This window comes from Comamonas sp. HJ-2 (assembly GCF_053615495.1).
In genome coordinates this window covers 160,127-180,218 of the sequence record NZ_JBSIFD010000013.1, presented here as the reverse complement: position 1 = coordinate 180,218, position 20,092 = coordinate 160,127, and the positions used below count along the sequence as shown (strand labels likewise).

Genomic DNA, 20,092 nt, shown 5'->3' with positions numbered 1-20,092 from the left:
GCTTGATGGACATCGTGGTCACTGAGAGAGTCGTGTCCAGTGAACAGATGGAAATGAGAATCAGCAATTCTGGAAGGCGTCGTGTGCACATGCAGGCCAGATTGATTCGGAGTCCCGAAGTGGCCGTGCAGCAGCGGAATCAGCAGTTGAGCAGCCATGATGACCAGCAACAACGCACTCCGCAGAGAAAGTCTCTGGATTGCACGCGACATACGCCAATTGTACAGCCGCGTTTTGGTTCGCAGTGCTTCCGAGTAACTCTGTTGGTCGGCACTCTGTTGGGCTGATGTGCCGTCTACACCCCTGGTGGAGCTGTTGTGGTCGATGTTCCTTGAGGCGCGGGTAATTTCTGCCCTTCAGGCCAAGCCAACAAAGGCAACTACTGAACCACGCAAAGCCTTCCTGAGCTGATACCCACATGAATGGATGAACATACATACTTCAACGCATCAAACCTTTGTGTGAACAACTATTTAGATGTAGTTGTCGTCTCGTCAAGCCACCTACGCTGGTTTTTGTCCTAGGCAAGGTATGTGTACGACACCATTTGATAGTTAATTGGTATTAATTTGAATCAATCAATAGAAAATCAAGACATCCTCTGGCATTTGTGAAAGCATTCTCCCTAACTGATGTCTATGGATGAGCGCTACTAGTGTGTGAGTGAGGCCACTTTGAGCCACCCCTCGGGGTGGCTTTTTTTCACTGAAGTCTGAGCCATTTGGCGTGACCACTCGAGCAGGTCTGGCGCTCAGAAATCAGAGGGAGTTTGCGTTACTCCTCCTTCTGCGTGAAGTTCAAAAACACGCGGCATTGCTTCTGAATCTGGGATTGAGCTCGCATACGGTTAGTTTGCTTCGGGCACAAATTTTTAGTGACTAGAACTACAAAGCTGCCGTCTTCAGTTTATAGTTTGAACTAACGAGTTCACACTTTGAACTTTTTGGTTTTCATCGAAGCGTATCCAACGTCCAAGGGAGTGTTCATGTCTCGTTTGACTTTTTTGATGCGGTGTGCCCCTGCTGACAAGCGCACAGAACTAAACACCAAACGCCGAATGCAAATCACTTGCTCACCAAGATCGCCTTTGAGTGATGAGCGGGCCACGAGCTCAATCAGCAACTTGTCTTCAGGATGGCAGGCAGCGGGGCCTTTCGCCCAGTGTTCTTTGGTGTGTCATCCGAAAGGGTGCTTCAACGACTGCTCGACTGCTAGACAAACAGCTGGGTTGGAATTCCTTGGACTAAGAAGACAGTAGACGGGATGGCTTGCTTTTAGGCCCGCATGACGGAGCATTTTTGCAAGTTGCCCTCACTCAAAAGCGATCAACCACCTGCTTGAGCACAGAAATTTGGCACAACGTCGCCCTTGTATCACGCACCATCAAAGGACCTTAATGCATATCTCAAGAAGCTCATTTATGCGCGCAACAGCGCTTGTGACGGTACTTGTGGGGGCCAACGTTGCTCTATCGGGTTGCGCCGTTGATGTACCTCGTGGGGTGAAGCCGGTAACCGGTTTTGATGCCAAGCGCTACATGGGGACGTGGTACGAGTTGGCACGTATCGATCACAGTTTCGAAAAGGACTTGACCCAGGTCTCAGCCAGCTACAGCCTTAACGATGACGGAAGCGTTGCGGTGCTGAACCGAGGGTTTGACTCAGTCAAGCAGAAATGGCGCGAAGCCGAGGGCAAGGCTCGGTTCCTGGGGTCGTCAGATGTAGCGGCTCTGAAGGTATCTTTCTTCGGCCCTTTCTATGGCGGCTACAACGTGGTGAACCTTGATGAGGACTATCGAACCTCTTTGGTAATTGGCAGCAGCATGGATTACTTCTGGCTTCTGTCGCGCAATAAGACCATTCCCGAGCAACAGTTCAATCTGCTGCTGCAGAAGGCAAAAACCCTGGGCGTAGACCTGAGCCGTGTCATTAAGGTCCCTCAATCGAACCAGCCTTGAGTTAAGAAAGGTCATTTCCCCGCGACTCTGCGCCCAAGCGGATAGATCTTGTACTTACAGACTTTGAATTCCCATGAGCATCCCCAACCCTCCAGAGAGCAGCAGCAACAAAGCCATCGCAATCATTGGCGCAGGCATGTCTGGACTAGCCTGCGCCCAGGCGTTGGTAGAAGCGGGCCACTGCGTCCATGTATTTGACAAGAGTCGCGGCCCCTCCGGCCGAATGAGCACGCGCCGCAGCAGCGATGGAGACATTGATTGGCAGTGTGACCACGGTGCCCAGTATTTCACGGCACATCATGCAGAGTTTAGAAAACAGGTCTCCGACTGGCAGCAGGCAGGCGCTGCGCGGGTTTGGCAGGGCCGCATCGGCAAACATGATGGTCATGACTTCGCCTTGCAAGACAGCTTTTTGGAGCGCTTTGTCGGTACCCCACGCATGACCTCTCCGGCTGCACATATGGTGCGCGACATGCATGCCATATCGAAATCTGTGCGCTTTCAGTGGCAAGCCACCATCGTGCCTTTGCAACCGCGTTCGGCGTTTGGCTGGATTCTGCAAAGCCAGGAGCATGGCACCGAGCCACATCGCTACGAAGCGGTTGTGCTTGCCGTTCCGGCACCGCAGGCAGAGCCGCTGCTGGCAAGTGTTGCACCACAAGCCACTGCCCTTGCACGCAATGCCAAGATGCTGCCCTGTTGGACACTCATGGTGCGCTGCCATCAACCGTTGCCATTGCCGGTAGACGGCTGCTTTGTCGAGCACAGCCCATTGCGTTGGATCGCACGCGACAGCAGCAAACCTAGCCGAGTCGGCACCGAAACCTGGCTGCTGCATGCCGCACACAGTTGGAGCGAGGCACACTTGGAAGACGATGCCGCAACTGTCACGGCCGCACTGCTGCATGCATTTGCTCAACTGGGAGGCCCCGATCCCGCCAGTGTTCAGGCTACCGCGCATCGCTGGCGCTATGCCGACACCGCCAACCCATTGAATGCTGGCGCCTGGTGGGACGCTGCAGCAGGTGTAGGAATGTGCGGAGACTGGATGCACAGCGGCAGCGTGGAAGGCGCCTGGCTGAGCGGAAGGATCCTGGCACGGCATGTCCACGCCGCGCTGCACGCCCACGCGGACTGAGACAGAAGGAGGCATGCCGTGCACCGCAAACCGCATCTGCCTGAAAAGTCATGCCTTTGCTGCGGGCGCCCATTTGCCTGGCGCAAAAAGTGGGCTCAAGTTTGGGACGAGGTCAAATACTGCTCCGAACGCTGCCGACGGCAGCGCAAGCAGTCACCTCCGTCTGGGGAACAGACATGAGCACGGTGCTGCTCTGGTTACGCAACGACCTGCGCCTGCACGACCAACCCGTGCTTCACGCCGCGTGCAGGATGGGGGCGCAGTACATATTGCCGGTGCTGTGCCTGCCGGACATTCAAGCCAGAACCCATTGGGGCTTTGCCCGCATCGGTCCGCACCGTCGCGCCTGGCTGGCCAAGACGATACAGAATCTGGCCCAGAGTTTTCACGAACTGCGCTCTCAGCTATTGATTTTGAATGCGCCAGCCGCCACGGCCCTGCCTGCGCTGGCACAGGCCTTAGGGGCCGACATCATTGTCTGTGAAGACATCGCCGCGCCCGATGAGCAGGCCGAGGTTGAAGCTCTGCGTGCTTCAGGCTTGCAGGTTCACACCGTGTGGCACAGCAGCCTGCTGCATCCGGACCAATTGCCTTGGCCTGTGCGCCAGTTGCCAGACGTATTCACACCGTTTCGCCAGGCTGTTGAGCACGCCAAGCTAAAACCATACCCGCCTCTGCCAGTACTGGAGGCTCTGCCCAGAGTTCCGCCGAATATACCCAGCAAGTACCGTCAAGAGCAGGTACTAGCTCTGGATGCATTTGCCGATGTCTCTAATTCGCTTGATGCCCGAAGCGCCATCGCCTCACTGCAAGGCGGCGAGTCTGCGGCCCTTGCCCACCTGCGGCAGTACCTCGCACGCGGTCTTCCCCACAGTTACAAGCGTACGCGTAACGGTCTGGTGGGATTGGACTACTCAAGCAAATGGTCGCTCTGGCTAGCTACAGGCGCGTTGTCGCCACGGCAAGCCTACGCTGAACTTCGACAATTTGAAGCTACGCGCGGCGCGACCGAAAGCAGCTACTGGCTCTGGTTCGAGCTGCTATGGCGCGACTATTTTCGCTTTCTGCATATGCAGCATGGTCGCGCGCTCTACCGTGCACCGGGCCTGGGTCAGGAGCTTGCCACGCCACATGATGATCAGAACTTTGCAGCCTGGTGCTCAGGGCAAACCGGCCAGACGCTAGTGGATGCAGCAATGCGCGAGTTGACTGCCACGGGCTACCTCAGCAACCGTTTGCGCCAAGTGGCGGCCAGCTATCTGATCCATGACCTGGGCTGTGACTGGCGCGCCGGCGCTGCCTGGTTTGAGTCACAGTTGCTGGACTACGACGTCTATAGCAACCAGGGCAACTGGCTTTACATTGCCGGTCGGGGTACAGATCCGCAAGGAGGGCGTCGCTTTGATCCTGTCAAACAAGCCGCCACCTACGACGCTGATGGAGCCTACGAGCGTCTCTGGGGTAAAGCATGAGCGATAGTACGCCCGCCACCCACAGCGCACATACCCTGCGTCTGGTACTGGGTGATCAGCTCAATCCGGAGCACAGTTGGTTTCGGAAGGTGGATCTGCAGGTGGTGTATGTGCTGATGGAGGTGCGGCAGGAGACCGACTACGTGCTGCACCATGCACAGAAAATTCTGGCCATTTTTGCTGCCATGCGCGACTTTGCGCGCCAGCTGCGTGCCGACGGTCACCGGGTTCGTTATGTGTCGATCGACGATGCCAGTAACCGCCAGTCCATACCCGGCAACCTGGCTGCGCTTGCTGCGCACTACGGAGCCCACACGGTGCAATGGCAGCAGCCCGACGAGTGGCGGCTGGACGCTCAACTGCTGGCTTGGGCTAGCAGCCAGCAGTTGACCTGCACTGCAGTAGGCAGCGAACACTTCCTGACGGCACGCGATGACCTGGCTACCCAGATGCGTGGGCGCCGCCAATGGTTGATGGAGCATTTCTACCGCACCATGCGCCGCCGTTACCGACTCCTGCTGGACGAACATGAACAGCCCGTTGGCGGACAGTGGAACTTTGACCACGACAACCGGAAACCCTGGCCAGGAACCCCTCCCGAGCCTGAGGACTGGCGTCCCCTCCACGACCACAGCACTCTTTGGGAAATCGTGCAGCGCAGCAATGTTCAAAGCTTCGGTGACGCGCAGGCGAACGCACTGCGTTGGCCATTGAACCGGCAAGAGGCAGTGCGCTGTTTAGAGGCGTTTGTCACCCATGCACTGCCGCACTTTGGAGACTATGAAGACGCCTTGTCCAGCCAAGCGCCGCGCTTATTCCACTCTTTGCTTTCGTTCGCGTTGAACGTGAAGATGCTGCACCCTCTGGAGGTGCTGCAGTGTGCCGAAGCAGCCTGGCGCTCAGGCCACGCGCCGCTAGCTGCTGTGGAAGGCTTTGTGCGTCAGATCCTCGGCTGGCGTGAGTACATCCGCGGCATCTATTGGGCACATATGCCAGGCTACGAAAGTCGCAATGCGCTGGACCACCACTTGTCGCTTCCGCGCTGGTTCTGGACTGGGGACACCCATATGCGCTGTTTGCAGCAGTCCATCAAGCAGTCGCTGCAAACAGCACATGCCCACCATATTCAACGGCTGATGGTTATAGGTAACTTTTCCTTGCTGGCGGGGCTGGATCCGTTGGAGCTGCACCGCTGGTACCTGGGCATCTACATTGACGCTTTTGAGTGGGTAGAGCTGCCCAACACCCTGGGTATGAGTCAGCGCGCCGATGGTGGCCTGATTGCCACCAAACCCTATGTCAGTAGCGCGGCCTATCTCCAGCGCATGGGCGACTATTGCCAGGGTTGCGCGTACAACCCCAAGCAGAAGACCGGCCCGAGTGCCTGCCCTTTCAACGCTCTTTACTGGGACTTTTTTGCGCGTCACGTCGATGTTCTTGGCAGCAACCACCGGTTGGCACTGGTGTACCGACAGTGGCAGAAATTCCCGCCTGAGCAGCAATTAGCGTTGCGCGCACATGCTCAGCAACTGCGCGAACAGCTCGACCACCTGTAGCAACGACATCACCGAGGCCTACCATGCAATCTCTGCCGACTGGTTACCGTGCTCTCATTCTTGGGGCATCCGGCGCTATAGGCGCAGCCATTGCCGCGCAGTTGGAGGCAGATCCACGCTGCGCCGCAGTCGCCGCTCTGAGCCGAAGCAGCAGTCCCCCCGTCGACTTCGGAGCCTTGGACTCCATCGCAGTTGCCGCCGACTCGCTGCGTCAGCAAGGTCCCTGGAACCTGATTGTGGTTGCCACGGGAATGCTCAGCGGCCCAACCGGCGCTCCCGAAAAGCGACTGGCTGACCTGAACGCCGCACACATGGCAGCCAGTTTTACCATCAACACCATCGGCCCCGCTTTGGCCTTGGCACACTTCTCACAGTTACTTCCAAAGAACGAGCCCAGCGTGCTTGCGGTTCTGTCGGCCAAGGTAGGCAGTGTCGGCGACAACCGTCTGGGTGGCTGGTATAGCTACCGAGCCTCGAAGGCAGCACTGAACATGCTGCTCAAGACGGCTTCTATTGAAATGGCTCGCACCCATCCAAAAGCGGTCCTGGCAGCCCTGCATCCCGGCACAGTTGACTCTGCTTTGTCGGCTCCGTTTCGCGGCGCTCAGATCGGCCGCCGTCCCACCGATGCTGCGCGGGATTTGTTGGCGGTATTAGACGGCCTGCAGCCGCACGAAAGCGGCGGCTTCTGGGCATACGATGGACAACGCCTGCCCTGGTGAGTCTTTTGGTCATTTCCTAAAAAGGAGAACCCCATGCGCATCCTTTTGACCGGAGGCACCGGACTCATTGGACAGGCCCTCTGTCGGCTCTGGCGGAGCCAAGGTCATGACCTTTGGGTGTGGAGCCGAACTCCTCAGCAGGTGGAGAAATTGTGCCTGGGATGCAACGGTATAGCGCATCTTGATTCACTCGATGGTAGTGCTCCATTCGGTGCTGTCGTCAACTTAGCAGGAGCGCCCATTGCAACTCACCGTTGGTCTGCAGAGCGCTGCGAGCTTTTGTGGAACAGCCGAATTGACCTGACACGAACCTTGGTGGACTGGATGGGAAAGCAAGTTTCGATACCGCCAGTGCTGATCTCGGGGTCTGCTGTCGGCTGGTACGGTGACGGCGAGGAACAGTGGTTATCAGAGGACAGTTCTCCGGGCAACATCGATTTCGGAAGCCGTCTATGCGTAGCCTGGGAGCAGGAGGCTATACGCGCGCGCCAACTGGGAGCAAGGGTTGTAGTACTACGCACTGCCCCCGTGTTAACGCCAGCTGGTGGAGTGCTGGCACGGCTGCTGCCAACATTCCAACGAGGGCTTGGAGGTAGGCTGGGCAGCGGGAAACAGTGGATGCCATGGATACATATCGAGGACCAAGTCGCTCTCATCGACTACCTTTTGAACAACGAGAGCTGCAGCGGACCCTACAACGCCTGTGCACCTGGGGTCGTTCGCAATGTTGACTTCACACAGATGCTCGCCCGGGAGTTAGGCAAACCGGCCGTATTTCACATTCCGACCTGGGCGTTGCGACTGGCACTGGGGGAAATGTCCGTTCTGTTGCTGGAAGGTCAACGCCTGGTTCCGCAGCGCGCCCAGGATGCTGGATTTTCTTGGCGGTACCCTGAGCTTTCTGGCGCCCTGAAGCAGCTTCTTCGCGAGCGCTGAGCTGGCTGCCCCCCTGATTGCTCATCAGTCGGGATGAGCTACACCATACAGCGGAGCGCTGAGCCTAGAGAGGCCGAGGTGTCCTCATGAGAGCCAAATCATGGGGCTCTCGGTTGACGTAGTCCTTGCCGGCCATCTCCCTGAGAACACGTTACGCCACCGTAGCCCGGATAGATCCAACAAAAGGGCTCTATCGGTACCAAAGCAAAGCTTGTTAGAGCTCAATGCTGGATTGGTATGGCCATGAAGGTAACCGGAGGCAACTTTTGCAGCGAGGAAGCATTTCAAGAACGCGCAAAGCCATCAAGGGCAGCAATTGCCGAAGGCCTCAGAGGTTATTCAATCACGTGGAAAACAACAAGATATGATTACAAATACTAATCAGTCATAATTTGAACTGATCAGTCTTATCAGTTTGTAAGAATGCTCAGGAACTGAGTCTAGGCCTGGTTCGACTGCCAGTTGCAGTAGTCCGTAGCTTGTCGGATTCCCCCTAATCGGTCCTAACGTGAACGCGTGAGGTCCTTAACCCGTGCAAGATCGCCCCCCAACAAAAAGGCTATTGACCATGAACCCCCTCGCATCAGCAGTGACGATGACAGCACTAGTGGCAGCTAGTGCAACAGTGCATGCCCAGTCGGATTTCTACCGTCGGACCATGCCACCCAATGCCGCAGAAGGTGGTGTCGCCGGCCTAGCAGTAATTGCAGGCCATAGATACCAGGGATCCGACGAATCCAGAATCCGCGTCCTGCCAAGCATTGAGTACCAGTGGAGTAACGGCTTTTTTGCCGGAGTCATGAGCGGCGTTGGCTACAACGCTTCACGCAGTTCAGAGATGTCTTACGGAGCGCGTATTACAGCGGACTTCGGACGCAAAGAGCGGCGCAGCGCAGCACTGCGGGGACTGGGCGACATTGATCCTCGCCCAGAAATTGGTGCATTCTTCAACGCCAATCTCACAAGAAACTTGACGCTCAATTCAGCAGTGCGCTTTGGCAGTGGAAACAACCGAAATGGTCTGCTCCTGGACCTGGGAGCCGGCTGGAACACTCGCATCAGTCCATCTCTACAGTTCTCAGCTACGGTCGCTACAACATGGAGTAACAGTCGTTATGCTCAAAACTACTTCGGTATCAGTAAAGAGCAGGCAATAAATAGCGGTTATGCAGAGTTTGCTCCAGGATCCGGACTGAGAGATGTACGGCTTGGCACCTCCGTCATCTATCGAATGAATCCCAAGTGGAGCTTGGTCGGCTCACTGGTGTATTCGGAGTTGATTGGCGACGCACGCAACAGCCCCATCGTGCGTCAAAAGGGAAGCCTGTCCTCAGTAATCGCCTTGGGCTACAACTTCTAACTGGTTAGCGGTTCAAGCCAACAACCGTCTTAAACGATTCCCTGCCCTCTATTCCTATCCAAAAAACCTCGCAGCATAGAATGCTCTCAGGATCTACTGGCGTTATGAAAGTGCTGGCTTGATTTCTATGTCAACGCTGCGCTTGCTTAATTGGTTGCACCAAGTGCAGGAATGGGCTACCGCTCACGTAAGCAAGCGAGATCAGATGTGTTCGACTACATCGAGCGGCTCTACAACCCGACGCGTAGCAACCAACTCCTGGGCACATTAGTCCGATAGAGTTCGAGGAAGCTCGAGAAGCTTAGGCTGGTGTCGACTAAACCAGCACCAGCCTAGTCATAGTCGAAGCAGTTGAACTGGACCCTGTTAAGCCTCCTCTAAGCCCCTTCTAGAAGCCACCATGCTCCCAATGCCAGGCAACTACAGCGTCGATCAACGCTTACTAACCTCCATAGTCGTCACAACAGACCGATTGGCTAGATTGAGATTGTTGAGGTTCACAGCAAAGCCATAGATGTTGTGCAGAGCTAGGACAACGCCACATGATCGCGAATAGCCGCCTTCACAATGCACGATCACGCTTCTGATCTCCGGCCCTAGAGCCCGCACAAATGCATGAATTTCTTTCGCCTGCTGGGGCGTAAAACCGTCCTTGATTTTTGCCTTCGCTCGTGCAGAAATCTCCGTATTCAAAAAATCGACGTCGGCAAAGCTCAGCCGCAAAAGTTGGCTAAATCTATGTACTTCTGCAGGAGCTCGCTCTGGAGCAGTGATCGAAATCATCGCCACAGTGCTAAGCGGCGGAAGTTGTTCCGCCACCCGTCTTGAAACCGCAATTGCCTGACGAGCGCCAGGTGCTGGTTTGTACAGAAGATCTATAACTTCCCTCAAGGATTGACCCACTTTTCATCTCCTTGTAGCTTGAATGGTGGGCGTTCCCTCCGCTGCCATCGTCAAGAGCACTTTCCTGCTTCGACGCTAGCCCTTGTGGATCACTAGATCTGCCGCCCTTGGAAGGCCCGGGTCAGATCACAGTGAGAGCTGAATAGTCAGGGATGCTCAGCCGATTTGGGCATGTGCAATTGTGAGCCCGAAGGCGGCTTGAGATTTCAGCGTCATTCGACGCAGGTGATCCGCTGCAGACCAAGCCGAACCTGTGCCACAACTGTTGGATCCGCTAAACCTCTCTCAGAATGAGATTTAACAAGCTTGTCGCGACACCATGCAGGCCACTGGAGAAAGTCATCGTCGATCGCCATCCAATCGGATGGACGGCGACGAAACACGTCTGCCCAAACCTGCATACCTCGGTAAGCTGATTCGAATTCAGCCCGATTCATCTGACTGTGGTAGGTTGCCCCGATGACTCTGGTGCGCAGTTCAAAAGGTAGACGGCGCGCGGCACCATGACAGCCATACTTCACCGCCCAGGACGTAGACAGGACGATGCGCACTGCAGAATGTGGTTCCAAGAGCTCGACCAGCAAAGGAGCATGTTCGAATAACCTGTCACTGGAAGATGCGTCTAGGTATGGCCCTTTTGATGCTGACCAAAGCACATTGTGGTGATGTAGAACGCCGTCAAAATCGAGGTAAAGCACTGGCCCACAATCAGACAAGCCTTGGGTCTCTGATCCATTTATTTGCATGTTTGTCATGGCCGATCTTCTTCGGAAAAGTGCAGTTTTTTAGTGATCAACTACCTAACTGTGGCAAAGCTCGGTCTGGGGTCATGGGAAGTTTGGCCCTGTATTGATTTTTGCAACAGTGCCGTCGAGAAGCACATCTGAGCTCCTATCCCTCGAATTCGTAATATTTTCAGCGAAATATCTGAAAATTCCATTGCCTCTCGGGAAAATATAATTTTCGTGAAATAGATGTATCACAACTTATTTTCACAAGTGCCACGAGAAATTCACCATTCTAGCTTGGCGGTTTCGCTACGACCACATTTCATCCTCAATTACACTGAGGCTGATCCTACCTTGATTTTCTGCCATTATCTATGGTAGATTTCTTAAAATACATAAATTTCATAAGTAGGTTGCAGCAGAATTCATGGTTATTCGTATGGAAAAAATTTGAAAAAGATCGTTAATGAATTGTATAAGCCACCTATCGCTAAACGACAAGCACTGGTGATGTCACGCAGGTCTGCTGAGCAAATTCCTCCATTGCCGAGCATTGGTGTAATTTCCATCACAGCTGCTGAACGCGGACCGGCAAATCTTGCATCATTCCCCACACTGCTAAGGCTCAGTTTCGCAGATGTTGATTTTCTGAAATCGGATCTTTCTATACGTGAAAAATACAAACTTGATTCAGCATTCAATCAACAGCACGCCGGACAGATATGTGATTTCGTGGAATCACTTCCAGCAGAAATTTTTAGCGTTGCCGTGCATTGCAAGGGAGGCTACTCAGGCTCAACAGCTGTTGTTCAAGCGCTGCATGATATCTATGAATTTCAAGTGGATGCGGACACACTCAAACAAGAAAAATCATCTAACCTATCGATTTTAAGGAAAGAAGATATGCGCCGAAATCGATCGCGATAGTTAATATCTAGCTAAATGAGCCACTGGCGAAGTGGTCCTTTAACTTATTCATAATCCAAGCATTTTCGTCCGCAGTAAGCCCCCAAGGCTTTTGGGACAACGATTGTGCAACAGCTTTCAGAAGCGCCTCCCAAGAATGTGATGGCTCCTTTTTCTTTTCGCAGTAGGTAATAAGCTGATTTACCAGGTCTGCACAAACGTCATAACGTTGATAAATCTCATCCTCATCAGGCTGGTCAAGATAGTAACGACCGCCCACTTTGACAACACTTAATTTTGGCTGTGCACCAGAGAGAGCACTGAAGCTATGCTGCCTCGGAAAATCTGAAGGTGCTTTATTCATGCTTTAGGCCTCTATTTAAGTGAAGTTTCTTATTTCATTGCACATTGCAGCTAGTCTCAGATTAAGCGTCATTTGCAAGAAGCTTTTCGAAATTCTCAATAAGAGTTGCATACCCTGTGTGATTGGGACCCTCTAGATGACGAGCCACGATTTCCGCTTCCACATATGAATGGAAAAACTTAAGCCCTTCATCGATATGCCGCTCCTCAACCAATTCCGGCGATGATGGACGAAAGCTTGCTAGGGATGGGTGTCTCCATAAGAGGGAGAAAACCATTGCTACCGGAGCAAGGGCATTTAGACCAAAGTCACCTCTCAGCAATGAGGCGCTGTCGAACCCTTGCAAATTTGGAAGGCTTTGCGCGAGTGCAGCAAGCTCCTCTGGAGTGAAACTTGCAAGAGGCTGCTGAAGCCAATCTTTAGCCTGCATCTTGAGTAGAACCTCTGTGTAGGTTAGACCGGCCGGAGACTCTGCTGTCGTTGACATCGTTGTATTTCTCTATGAACTCAAAGGTAGGTGAAAGCTTTCGGAGAAGCCGAGTGAGAAGCGCCGCACTGCCACTGGCAACGTGACCTCAACCTCTCTAAACAATCCGCTATCTGCTCAGTGGACTTGCTTCTTCATCGTCGTCATTGAGATGGCACACCATGTACCAGTGCTATCGAACCAACAGGAGAACACGGATGCTGTTCTCTACAATTCAAATTGTGCCATATATGTCAGTGTCATATATGAAGTAGCCACATAAGAAGTCGACGGGAAAGAAGTGTTACAAGAACATGTAGACATGTATGTTCCGAAGCTTCCAAAACAGAAAACGACAGTCTCTACCAAGGAGCTACTCGCTAAGAATCTTGTGCGTCTGCGAGCCGAGAGAACGATGTCCCAAGAGGATCTCAGCTACCTAGCAGGCTTAAGCAGGACGGTAGTCAGCCACATTGAACGCAAACAACGTAACGTCACCCTTGAAACATTGGAAGCACTGGCAGCAGCTCTGAACGTGCCGGTTCGTGACCTACTTGATGAATCCGAATAGGACTTTTTGCAGCCAACAAAAGAATGGCTAGCGATAGAGCATCGTTTGAAAGCACTGAATCGCTCCAGAATTCATGGAGGCTTGTTAGCAGAAGTCTCATGCAGCCACCTCAGCGCCTTGACTAGCGATGCCCGTAAAGTCGAGTGACTTAGCTTGTACTCTTAGGAAGTAGTAAGCGAACTGAATCAGTCCATAGAGGTGCATCCTAGAATGCCGTTTCAGAGCTGCGAGATCCACCTACTCACTACCGATACTCACAGGCAATGCATCAACTTAGTGGTCGAGCCACTGCCTTCCAAGGGTGGATTTGATCGACCGCTTTTTAGATTGGGCGCAAACGCATAGGTCCAGCGCTTGAAAGGCAGACCAAACAGTCATAACGCTCAGGTTGACTGCGCACGTAGAGCAACCTTCCTGTCCATCGAGCTCTAACACCGACTGACACGAACCGCTATTTGAGTGATTCATTGATCGTTGCGCCGCTGTATCAAGTAGCGATTTTTGCAACAGCACACGCATCCACTTTTGACTGGAGCACTATGTGACAATACAAATTTTTTGTACTGCGACGCACAAGCTGACTGCCTATAGTTTGACAATACACTTTCCTTGATTGACCGCTTGCCGGTACCGGCTTGCGTGCACTCGAATGTATGGAGCCCTGCTCCGTGAAGAGAAAAGGATAGAAGCTCATGCAAGCATCATTGCCCATGCCGGCCACCTCGGCTTCCCAGCCTTCCCAACGCAAATCACGGTAGAAGTCGCGCAGCCCACCTGTGAAAGCCCATTGCACAAAAGCCGTATGCCCCATCTCCAGCGATTCCCAGGCCCAGGTGTCCGGAGCCAGGTAATGGACAGCCCCCAGATCCTCGCCCAGGGCCCCGCCATTGATGGCAAAGAATCCACCCACGGCATCGTCGGCAATCAGCAAAAATCCGCTGCTGCGCGCGCGATTCCACGCCGCGAGATCGCGTGTGAGCCTGGGATGCCCCGAGCCCAGCATTCTGAGCCAGCCCCCGTCGATGAGAATTCCACCGGTTCCATGAGCCATGGCCCCCAGAGGCGAGCGTGTCGTGACCTGCAAAGCAAGCAACACCGAGTCTCTCTGAGCCGACGGAGGAAAACATTCGACAGGAATGCTCGCATCCTGCGCCCAGGCTTGTATCAGCGACAAGGCCGGCTCGTCGCGCTCCAAAAGTTCTGCCAGTGCACGCATCGATCTCCTTTGATGCAAAAGTCAACAACATCGGAATTCTGACATTTGATCTTGGTATCCAGAAGCCTCGTGAAAGGCTTCAAATCGGTGCATGGCTCGACATTGACTTGATGGCTCATTCGCCAGGCATCGGCTTCGGCTGCTGGCTGACGCTTGGCAGTGACTGGAGCGCTTGCTCCGAGTGAGGATGTGACTGATTCAGCCCTATGGTGCAACCAAAGGGGTCAAGCAGCATTGCCGCAGCTGCACCAAGGCTTGTGACAATAGGACCTCGGTACAAAACTGCCCCTCTTTGTTCAAGTTCCCGTATCGCCTCCTGCAGATCAGCCACCTCCCAATAGACTGTCGCCCCCCCGACTCCACCCGGACACTTGCTGTCCTGCGGATGGAAACCAATCAGGCATCCCGGCGTCCTGATAAAAGCGTAGTGATGATTCTCGTATTGCACCTCGGCCTGAAACAATTCGGCATACCAGATAGCAGTGGCATCAATATCTTGGACAAACAGCACGACGGATTCAATTTGCTTCAGCAACATAAGCTCTCAAGGACTCTGCAAAACAGCGGTCCACAAAATATAGCGCTGGCCTGGTGCTAAAAGCAGCCGATATGCAGAAGCCGAGATCTTCTGAGAAGCATGCCGCACAGCAGCCAGGAGCAACCGATCTCCGAGAATGTCGCTTCCTCCTCACCCTCCATTGGGCGGTACCCTGAAGCCCGCCCCTACTCGCGCCTCGGCACGCTCCAGCAAATTCCGGACTTGTGCCAGCCAGCGCTGTGCGCGGGCCTCCCCGGATCTTGCTGCTTCAAGCCCGTGCTTGGGCCCAGTTGCAGTCCTGTCATCCAATACGTCATAGCCCGTATCAGGGTCTTCAATTCGATGATTTTTCATGGTCGGTCAATGGTCTTGGGCCGCCAAACATCTGTAAAGTTGAATGATCTGACCATTCAGTTCAGAAAATCTGACTTAAAGTCCATGCGTAACCTGAATCTCGATCAGCTGCAGACGCTGATTGCCATCGCCGATCTCGGTACCTTTGCCGCAGCAGCCCAGGCGCTGCATCTGGCACCACCCACGGTCAGCCTGCACATCAAGGAGTTGGAGGCACGCATGAACGCCACGCTGTTGCTGCGCGGCAGGCGCCAGGCGGAGCTGACATCGGCCGGCCAGGTGCTGGTGCAGAAAGGACGCAAGCTGCTCGAGGCCGGCGACGACCTGATCGATCAGGTGCAGCGTCACGCCAGCGGCCGCGCCGGCCTGGTCAAGGTAGGCGTATCGGCCGGGGTCAATATCCGGCTGTTTCCGCTGATGCTCGGCGCCCTCAGTCGTCACAGCCCGAGCATTGACATCAAGCTGGAGGCTGTGGGCTCAGCCGACTCCATGCAGCGCCTCAAGGCCGGAACGCTCGATATCGGCCTGGTCGCCAGCCCGCAGGCGGAGACGGCCGAGATCATGCTCACGCCCTGGCGTAACGATCCCATGGTGGCACTATTACCTGCCGCCTGGGAGGTCCCCGAGAGGGTCAGCCCTGAATGGCTGGCAAGTCGCCCCTGGGCCTGCTTTGCTTCCGCCACACAGATGCACGGATTGATTGCTGGCTGGTTCGGCCAGGCAGGACTGAGTCCTCGCCCGTTCATTGCGTTGACCTATACCGAGGCGCTCAAAAGCCTGGCTGCAGCCGGTCAGGCTGCAGCCCTGCTACCGCTGGAGGCCATGGAAGAGCAGCAACAACAGAGCAGCGTGCAGATACGGCATCTGTCACCCACCTTGATGCGCCCCATGGCCATCGCCCATCGCCAATTGCCAACGCTGAACCCTGCGGTCGCCAGCGTGCTGGCAGTGCTGGCGAAGTTTGGCAATCAGGCAGCGGCATCCACGCCACGCCTTGCTTGACCTCAGCGCCGCACTGCCTAAAATCGATCCCTTCAACCTTCCAACGAGGCTCTTCACCCATGCGCCATTGATGCCGCCGTCTGATTGACGGCCACCTCCCCTCCTCCCAATTGCTGCCACCCACATGTGCGGCCTGGGGATGTTAGGCATCAACCCATCGCATGGTTCTATGACAGAAGCTCGCCTGACGCTGCATGGCGTCTCCTACACGCTGCCCAATGGGCGGCCGCTCTTTTCCAAACTTTGCTGCAGCTTCAGCTCACAGCGCACGGCACTGGTGGGCCGCAATGGCGTGGGCAAAACCGTACTGGCCCGCATCCTGGCTGGCGAGCTGCCTCCCGGCTGCGGCGGCGTGACGTGTGCGGGCCGCATTCACTATCTGCCGCAAAACCCTCTGGCATCCCGTCCAGATCTGAGCATCGCTGCACTGGCAGGCCTGAGCGACACGCTGCTGGCACTGGAGCGTATTGAGCAAGGCAGCTGCGAAGCCAGCGACTACGAACTGCTAGCCGAGCGCTGGGACATACGTCAGCAGTTTCGGATGCAGCTCGAGCGGATCGGCCTGCCTCCGCTGGCACCGCAAACACCTGCCAGCCAGCTCAGTGGCGGCCAGGCCATGCGCGTGGCGCTACTGGGTGCACAGCTGTCCCTGGCCGACTTTCTGATTCTGGACGAGCCCAGCAATCATCTGGACGCTGCCAGCCGCTCTGCCCTGGCGCAGCAACTGCAGCAATGGCGCAGCGGCCTGCTGCTGATCAGCCATGACAGAGTCTTGCTGGAGGTCATGGACTCAGTTGCGGAACTGACCCCCAGCGCAATCAACATCTACGGCGGAAACTACTCTTTCTACAGAGAAGTCCAGCGCCAGAAAAACCAGAATGCACAAGACGAGCTGGCCCGCCTCAAGCTGGCACGCAGCCGCGCCGAGCAGGCCTTGCGCACGCAGCACGAACGCCAGAGTCGCAGGCAGGCACGTGGTGAAAAGCTGGGAAAGAACGGCAATCAGGCCAAGATTCTGCTTGACGCAAACAAGGAACGCGCCCAGAGTTCGGGCGGCAAGCTGACCACCCAGCAGGCCTCAACGCGCGAAGCCCTGAACCAAAGCGTGCGCGAGGCCGCCGAGGCACTGCAGCGCCAGGTGGACTGGCAGGCCGACAGCATCCACTGGCATGCGCCTCAAGAGCCGAGAAGCCAGGGAGACCGCATCATTGCCGAGCTGCGTGATGTGCAACTGCCCCATGTTGGGCCGCACCCTCCTCTGAACCTGGTGCTGCGTGCCGGTCAGCGCATGGCCGTCAGCGGCCCCAATGGCTGCGGCAAGTCCATGCTGTTGCAACTGCTGGCCGGGCAGTTGCAACCGCTGACGGGCGAGTGCTGCCTGAAAGCACCGTTTGCAATGCTGGACCAGCACCAGAGTCTGTTGCACGCCGAATCACCGGTGCTGAGCCAGTTACTGGCCGCCAGTCCGCGTACACCCGAGTCGCTGCAACGTATGCGGCTGGCACAGGTCGGGCTGGATGCTCGCCATATCGATCAGCCTAGCGGGCAACTCAGCGGTGGTGAACGCCTCAAGGCCGCCATGGCCTGCGCGCTTTACCGTGACGAGCCGGCGCAATTGCTGCTGCTGGACGAACCCGACAACCACCTGGATCTGCCATCCATGCAGGCGCTAGAGAGCATGTTGTGCCAATACGCGGGCACGCTGATTATCGTTTCGCACGACACCATGCTGCTCCGTGCGCTGAAGTTGACGCACCAGCTGAGCTTTGCCGCTGAAACATGGACATTGACAACGCTCTGATCACTGCAACCGGCCCTGTCACCGTCATTACCGGCTGGCAGGTCCAGCCCTCGGTTGAATCTCGGTTGTGCAACGCCGTGCATTTTGCCCGCGGTTCGGCAATGTTGAAGACACCTCCAAGCTCCCGAACCATTCATCTACTTGCCCCCTGATTTCGACCTCAGGGGTTCAGGAGGTCTTTTTCCAGCTTCTTCCGTCCGTGGAGCGATAGTCACCACCCGTGGCACAGCAACCGCCCGCACCAAAAGCCATGCGCCCCAGTGTGACCCGCAGCACGCCTTCCTCATAGCGGATGGATTGACGCTGGCAGGAGGTGAAGAACGGGTATGGCTCGGGCGCCAGCACCTTTTCCCAGCGGACTTCGCCCTTTTCCAGAGGCTCCACAAGAAAGACCTCGCAATCGTGGACCAACAGGAGCACCGGCTGGCCTGCCAGCACGCCCTTGAAGACCTGCTCCGGCGCTGCATCACGCGTGGCCTGCGCCTGTTTGCTCAGAGGTGCTTGGGTTTCGCCAGAGTTGCAGCCCGCCAGACCTGTCAGCGCCAGCAGCAGAAAGGAGAACAAGGGCTTTGCGATCATGAGAGTTCAGTATGCCAGTTGCTTGCCATCGCCACGACTGAAATCGTGTTGGAGAATCAAAGCAGTCATTTCCGTGTGATCCGCAATGTCTTCGTGCCCTACGACGCCGGCACGAGCGAGAAGCCCAATATCGCGCCCTCCTGGAGCACGGTGTCAGATCATCAGCGCAAGCTGTGTTTTTTCGAATCGGTCCACGCCCCATGCCCTCTGGGCGAATCTCAAGGCATTGGACTTCAACCCGAAAACCGACAAGATTAAGAAACTTGAGCTAGGCGCAGGCCAGAGCCATGCCTCTTCGGGCAATGCCACGGCAGAACTCAAGCCCTCGGCACCGTTTCAATTTCTGGGTATCCAAGGTCTGGCGGACTTGTAAAAAAAGCGACCAGCGCTGATGCATCAGCGCTGGTCGCTATGGTTGTAGTGATTGCGACTTAGCCGACCTTGGCGCCCACGCGTTCGCGCAGTGACGCCAGAAGCTCCGCCGGCAGAAATCTGAAAGCCAGTTGTAGCAGCAAAAAGCCGATCAGGCCATCGTCCAGCCAGCCCAGAATGGGAATGCTGTCGGGTACGAAATCTATGGGGCTGACGATATAGAGCGCCGCCAGCACGGTGACCAGCTTGGCCGCCCTGGGCGAACGCGGGTCGCGCAGCACGGCCCAGGCGAGCAGCAGCTCTTTGCGAAAGCGTGACAGCGCACGACCCAGTTTCCACATAGCAGTCACTCCGGCAAAAGTGAAAAAACTGAATCTTCAGTTGCGGTCGAACTGGACGATGGCAAGAGCGAGACATTGCCGGTCTGCCACAGAATGTATCCAAGAGCCGAAACCCAAAAGCATCAATCCTTTTATCGAAAAAGATTGATGCTCCTGATTTGACAGCAAATCAACCGTCGATCGGGTGTTCCGGCGTCTGCAGCGTGAGCTGGTAGAAGGCCAGATCCAGCCAGCGGCCGAACTTGAAGCCCACCTGGGGCATCAGTCCCACGGACTCGAAACCCAACCGCTTGTGCAGTGCAATGCTGCCCGCGTTGGCGGCGTCAATGGCACCGACGAGCACATGCACATCTCCACGCTGCCTGGCCTCGGCAATCAGCAGTTCCATCAATTGCTGCCCCAAACCTCGGCCCCGGTGCTGTGGATGGACATAGACCGAATGCTCGACCGTGTACTTATAGGCGGGGTAGGCGCGAAAACCTCCCCAGCTGCAAAAGCCCAGCAACCGGCCTTGCGCATCCTCGATGCCGATGACGGGGAAGCCGCCTGCACGTTTGGCCTCGAACCAGCTGACCATGTTTTGTGTCGTGCGCGGCTGGTAGTCGTAGAGCGCCGTGGAATTGACGATGGCATCGTTGAAAATGTCCAGAATCGCAGCGGCGTGGCGTTCGTGCGTGCATTGCACGATGTTCAGATCACTCATTTCTTGGCCTCAGGCACCCAAATCAGAGTCGGTATTATGGGCAAGGTCCAAGCAGTCGTGGCCTGCGCAGCGTTTAACTGCACAGGCGCGGGTGCTATAAGAATAGA

22 protein-coding genes and 1 pseudogene are annotated in these 20,092 nt (G+C 55.7%); 14 read left to right on the top strand and 9 right to left on the bottom strand.

Features of this window, described 5'->3' with window-relative positions:
- The first annotated feature begins 1,501 nt into the window (after positions 1-1,501).
- The 9 genes and pseudogenes from ACWGXF_RS12835 to ACWGXF_RS12795 all read left to right on the top strand — a co-directional run.
- Complete coding sequence (locus ACWGXF_RS12835) at positions 1,502-1,957, top strand: lipocalin family protein (RefSeq protein WP_452101999.1); 456 nt, start codon at positions 1,502-1,504, stop codon at positions 1,955-1,957.
- A gap of 73 nt (positions 1,958-2,030) precedes the next feature.
- Entirely contained in the window at positions 2,031-3,095 is a 1,065-nt protein-coding gene (locus ACWGXF_RS12830) for an NAD(P)/FAD-dependent oxidoreductase (protein ID WP_452101998.1), read from the top strand.
- Between the two features lie 18 nt (positions 3,096-3,113).
- Positions 3,114-3,275 carry a DUF2256 domain-containing protein gene (locus tag ACWGXF_RS12825; RefSeq protein WP_080553913.1) on the top strand — a complete coding sequence of 54 codons (162 nt, stop codon included), beginning with the start codon at positions 3,114-3,116 and terminating at the stop codon, positions 3,273-3,275.
- On the top strand, positions 3,272-4,567 hold the full coding sequence (locus ACWGXF_RS12820) for a DASH family cryptochrome (protein WP_452101997.1): 1,296 nt from the start codon (positions 3,272-3,274) through the stop codon (positions 4,565-4,567). The genes ACWGXF_RS12825 and ACWGXF_RS12820 overlap by 4 nt, the downstream gene beginning before the upstream one ends.
- On the top strand, positions 4,564-6,123 hold the full coding sequence (locus ACWGXF_RS12815; protein ID WP_452101996.1) for a cryptochrome/photolyase family protein: 1,560 nt from the start codon (positions 4,564-4,566) through the stop codon (positions 6,121-6,123). Before ACWGXF_RS12820 ends, ACWGXF_RS12815 begins: the two co-directional genes overlap by 4 nt.
- A gap of 23 nt (positions 6,124-6,146) precedes the next feature.
- Entirely contained in the window at positions 6,147-6,845 is a 699-nt protein-coding gene (locus ACWGXF_RS12810; protein WP_452101995.1) for an SDR family NAD(P)-dependent oxidoreductase, read from the top strand.
- A gap of 33 nt (positions 6,846-6,878) precedes the next feature.
- Positions 6,879-7,781, top strand: coding sequence for a TIGR01777 family oxidoreductase (locus tag ACWGXF_RS12805; RefSeq protein ID WP_452101994.1), 903 nt, complete (start codon positions 6,879-6,881; stop codon positions 7,779-7,781).
- A 568-nt stretch (positions 7,782-8,349) separates the two neighbouring features.
- Entirely contained in the window at positions 8,350-9,141 is a 792-nt protein-coding gene (locus ACWGXF_RS12800) for a MipA/OmpV family protein (protein ID WP_452101993.1), read from the top strand.
- 177 nt (positions 9,142-9,318) lie between these two features.
- Positions 9,319-9,446 (top strand): annotated as a pseudogene (locus ACWGXF_RS12795) (IS3 family transposase); the annotation flags it as partial.
- A 127-nt stretch (positions 9,447-9,573) separates the two neighbouring features.
- Here ACWGXF_RS12795 and ACWGXF_RS12790 read toward each other — a convergent pair.
- Positions 9,574-10,044, bottom strand: a complete 471-nt coding sequence (locus ACWGXF_RS12790) for a hypothetical protein (RefSeq protein WP_452101992.1) — start codon at positions 10,042-10,044, stop codon at positions 9,574-9,576.
- 212 nt (positions 10,045-10,256) lie between these two features.
- Positions 10,257-10,799, bottom strand: a complete 543-nt coding sequence (locus ACWGXF_RS12785; protein WP_452101991.1) for an HAD domain-containing protein — start codon at positions 10,797-10,799, stop codon at positions 10,257-10,259.
- Between the two features lie 423 nt (positions 10,800-11,222).
- Between ACWGXF_RS12785 and ACWGXF_RS12780 the strand changes: the two genes are divergently transcribed.
- Positions 11,223-11,699, top strand: coding sequence for a hypothetical protein (locus ACWGXF_RS12780; RefSeq protein WP_452101990.1), 477 nt, complete (start codon positions 11,223-11,225; stop codon positions 11,697-11,699).
- A gap of 7 nt (positions 11,700-11,706) precedes the next feature.
- On the opposite strand, the gene ACWGXF_RS12775 is transcribed toward ACWGXF_RS12780, so the two are convergent.
- Together ACWGXF_RS12775 and ACWGXF_RS12770 are read right to left on the bottom strand one after the other, a co-directional pair.
- A complete protein-coding gene (locus ACWGXF_RS12775; RefSeq protein WP_452101989.1) occupies positions 11,707-12,042 on the bottom strand; it encodes a hypothetical protein in 336 nt (111 codons plus the stop codon).
- Positions 12,043-12,103: 61 nt separating this feature from the next.
- Entirely contained in the window at positions 12,104-12,529 is a 426-nt protein-coding gene (locus ACWGXF_RS12770) for a hypothetical protein (RefSeq protein WP_452101988.1), read from the bottom strand.
- A 301-nt stretch (positions 12,530-12,830) separates the two neighbouring features.
- Between ACWGXF_RS12770 and ACWGXF_RS12765 the strand changes: the two genes are divergently transcribed.
- Positions 12,831-13,079, top strand: a complete 249-nt coding sequence (locus ACWGXF_RS12765) for a helix-turn-helix domain-containing protein (RefSeq protein WP_452101987.1) — start codon at positions 12,831-12,833, stop codon at positions 13,077-13,079.
- Positions 13,080-13,566: 487 nt separating this feature from the next.
- Here the strand turns inward: ACWGXF_RS12765 and ACWGXF_RS12760 are convergent, their stop codons facing one another.
- Both ACWGXF_RS12760 and ACWGXF_RS12755 read right to left on the bottom strand, forming a co-directional pair.
- Complete coding sequence (locus ACWGXF_RS12760) at positions 13,567-14,295, bottom strand: DUF2625 domain-containing protein (protein WP_452101986.1); 729 nt, start codon at positions 14,293-14,295, stop codon at positions 13,567-13,569.
- A gap of 115 nt (positions 14,296-14,410) precedes the next feature.
- Positions 14,411-14,833 carry a VOC family protein gene (locus ACWGXF_RS12755; RefSeq protein WP_256630432.1) on the bottom strand — a complete coding sequence of 141 codons (423 nt, stop codon included), beginning with the start codon at positions 14,831-14,833 and terminating at the stop codon, positions 14,411-14,413.
- A gap of 438 nt (positions 14,834-15,271) precedes the next feature.
- Here ACWGXF_RS12755 and ACWGXF_RS12750 point away from each other — a divergent pair, with 438 nt between their 5' ends.
- Positions 15,272-16,189, top strand: coding sequence for a LysR family transcriptional regulator (locus ACWGXF_RS12750; protein ID WP_177340800.1), 918 nt, complete (start codon positions 15,272-15,274; stop codon positions 16,187-16,189).
- A 169-nt stretch (positions 16,190-16,358) separates the two neighbouring features.
- On the top strand, positions 16,359-17,990 hold the full coding sequence (locus ACWGXF_RS12745; protein ID WP_256630431.1) for an ATP-binding cassette domain-containing protein: 1,632 nt from the start codon (positions 16,359-16,361) through the stop codon (positions 17,988-17,990).
- A 168-nt stretch (positions 17,991-18,158) separates the two neighbouring features.
- Here the strand turns inward: ACWGXF_RS12745 and ACWGXF_RS12740 are convergent, their stop codons facing one another.
- Positions 18,159-18,569 (bottom strand): hypothetical protein, encoded by a 411-nt coding sequence (locus ACWGXF_RS12740; protein WP_039051055.1) that lies wholly within the window; start codon positions 18,567-18,569, stop codon positions 18,159-18,161.
- Between the two features lie 18 nt (positions 18,570-18,587).
- On the opposite strand from ACWGXF_RS12740, the gene ACWGXF_RS12735 reads away from it, so the two are divergent.
- A complete protein-coding gene (locus tag ACWGXF_RS12735) occupies positions 18,588-18,827 on the top strand; it encodes a hypothetical protein (RefSeq protein WP_256630429.1) in 240 nt (79 codons plus the stop codon).
- Between the two features lie 173 nt (positions 18,828-19,000).
- Here ACWGXF_RS12735 and ACWGXF_RS12730 read toward each other — a convergent pair whose 3' ends face one another.
- Together ACWGXF_RS12730 and ACWGXF_RS12725 are read right to left on the bottom strand one after the other, a co-directional pair.
- Positions 19,001-19,282, bottom strand: a complete 282-nt coding sequence (locus tag ACWGXF_RS12730) for a YkvA family protein (protein ID WP_012838288.1) — start codon at positions 19,280-19,282, stop codon at positions 19,001-19,003.
- 169 nt (positions 19,283-19,451) lie between these two features.
- A complete protein-coding gene (locus ACWGXF_RS12725; RefSeq protein ID WP_004340770.1) occupies positions 19,452-19,985 on the bottom strand; it encodes a GNAT family N-acetyltransferase in 534 nt (177 codons plus the stop codon).
- Positions 19,986-20,092 lie beyond the last annotated feature (107 nt).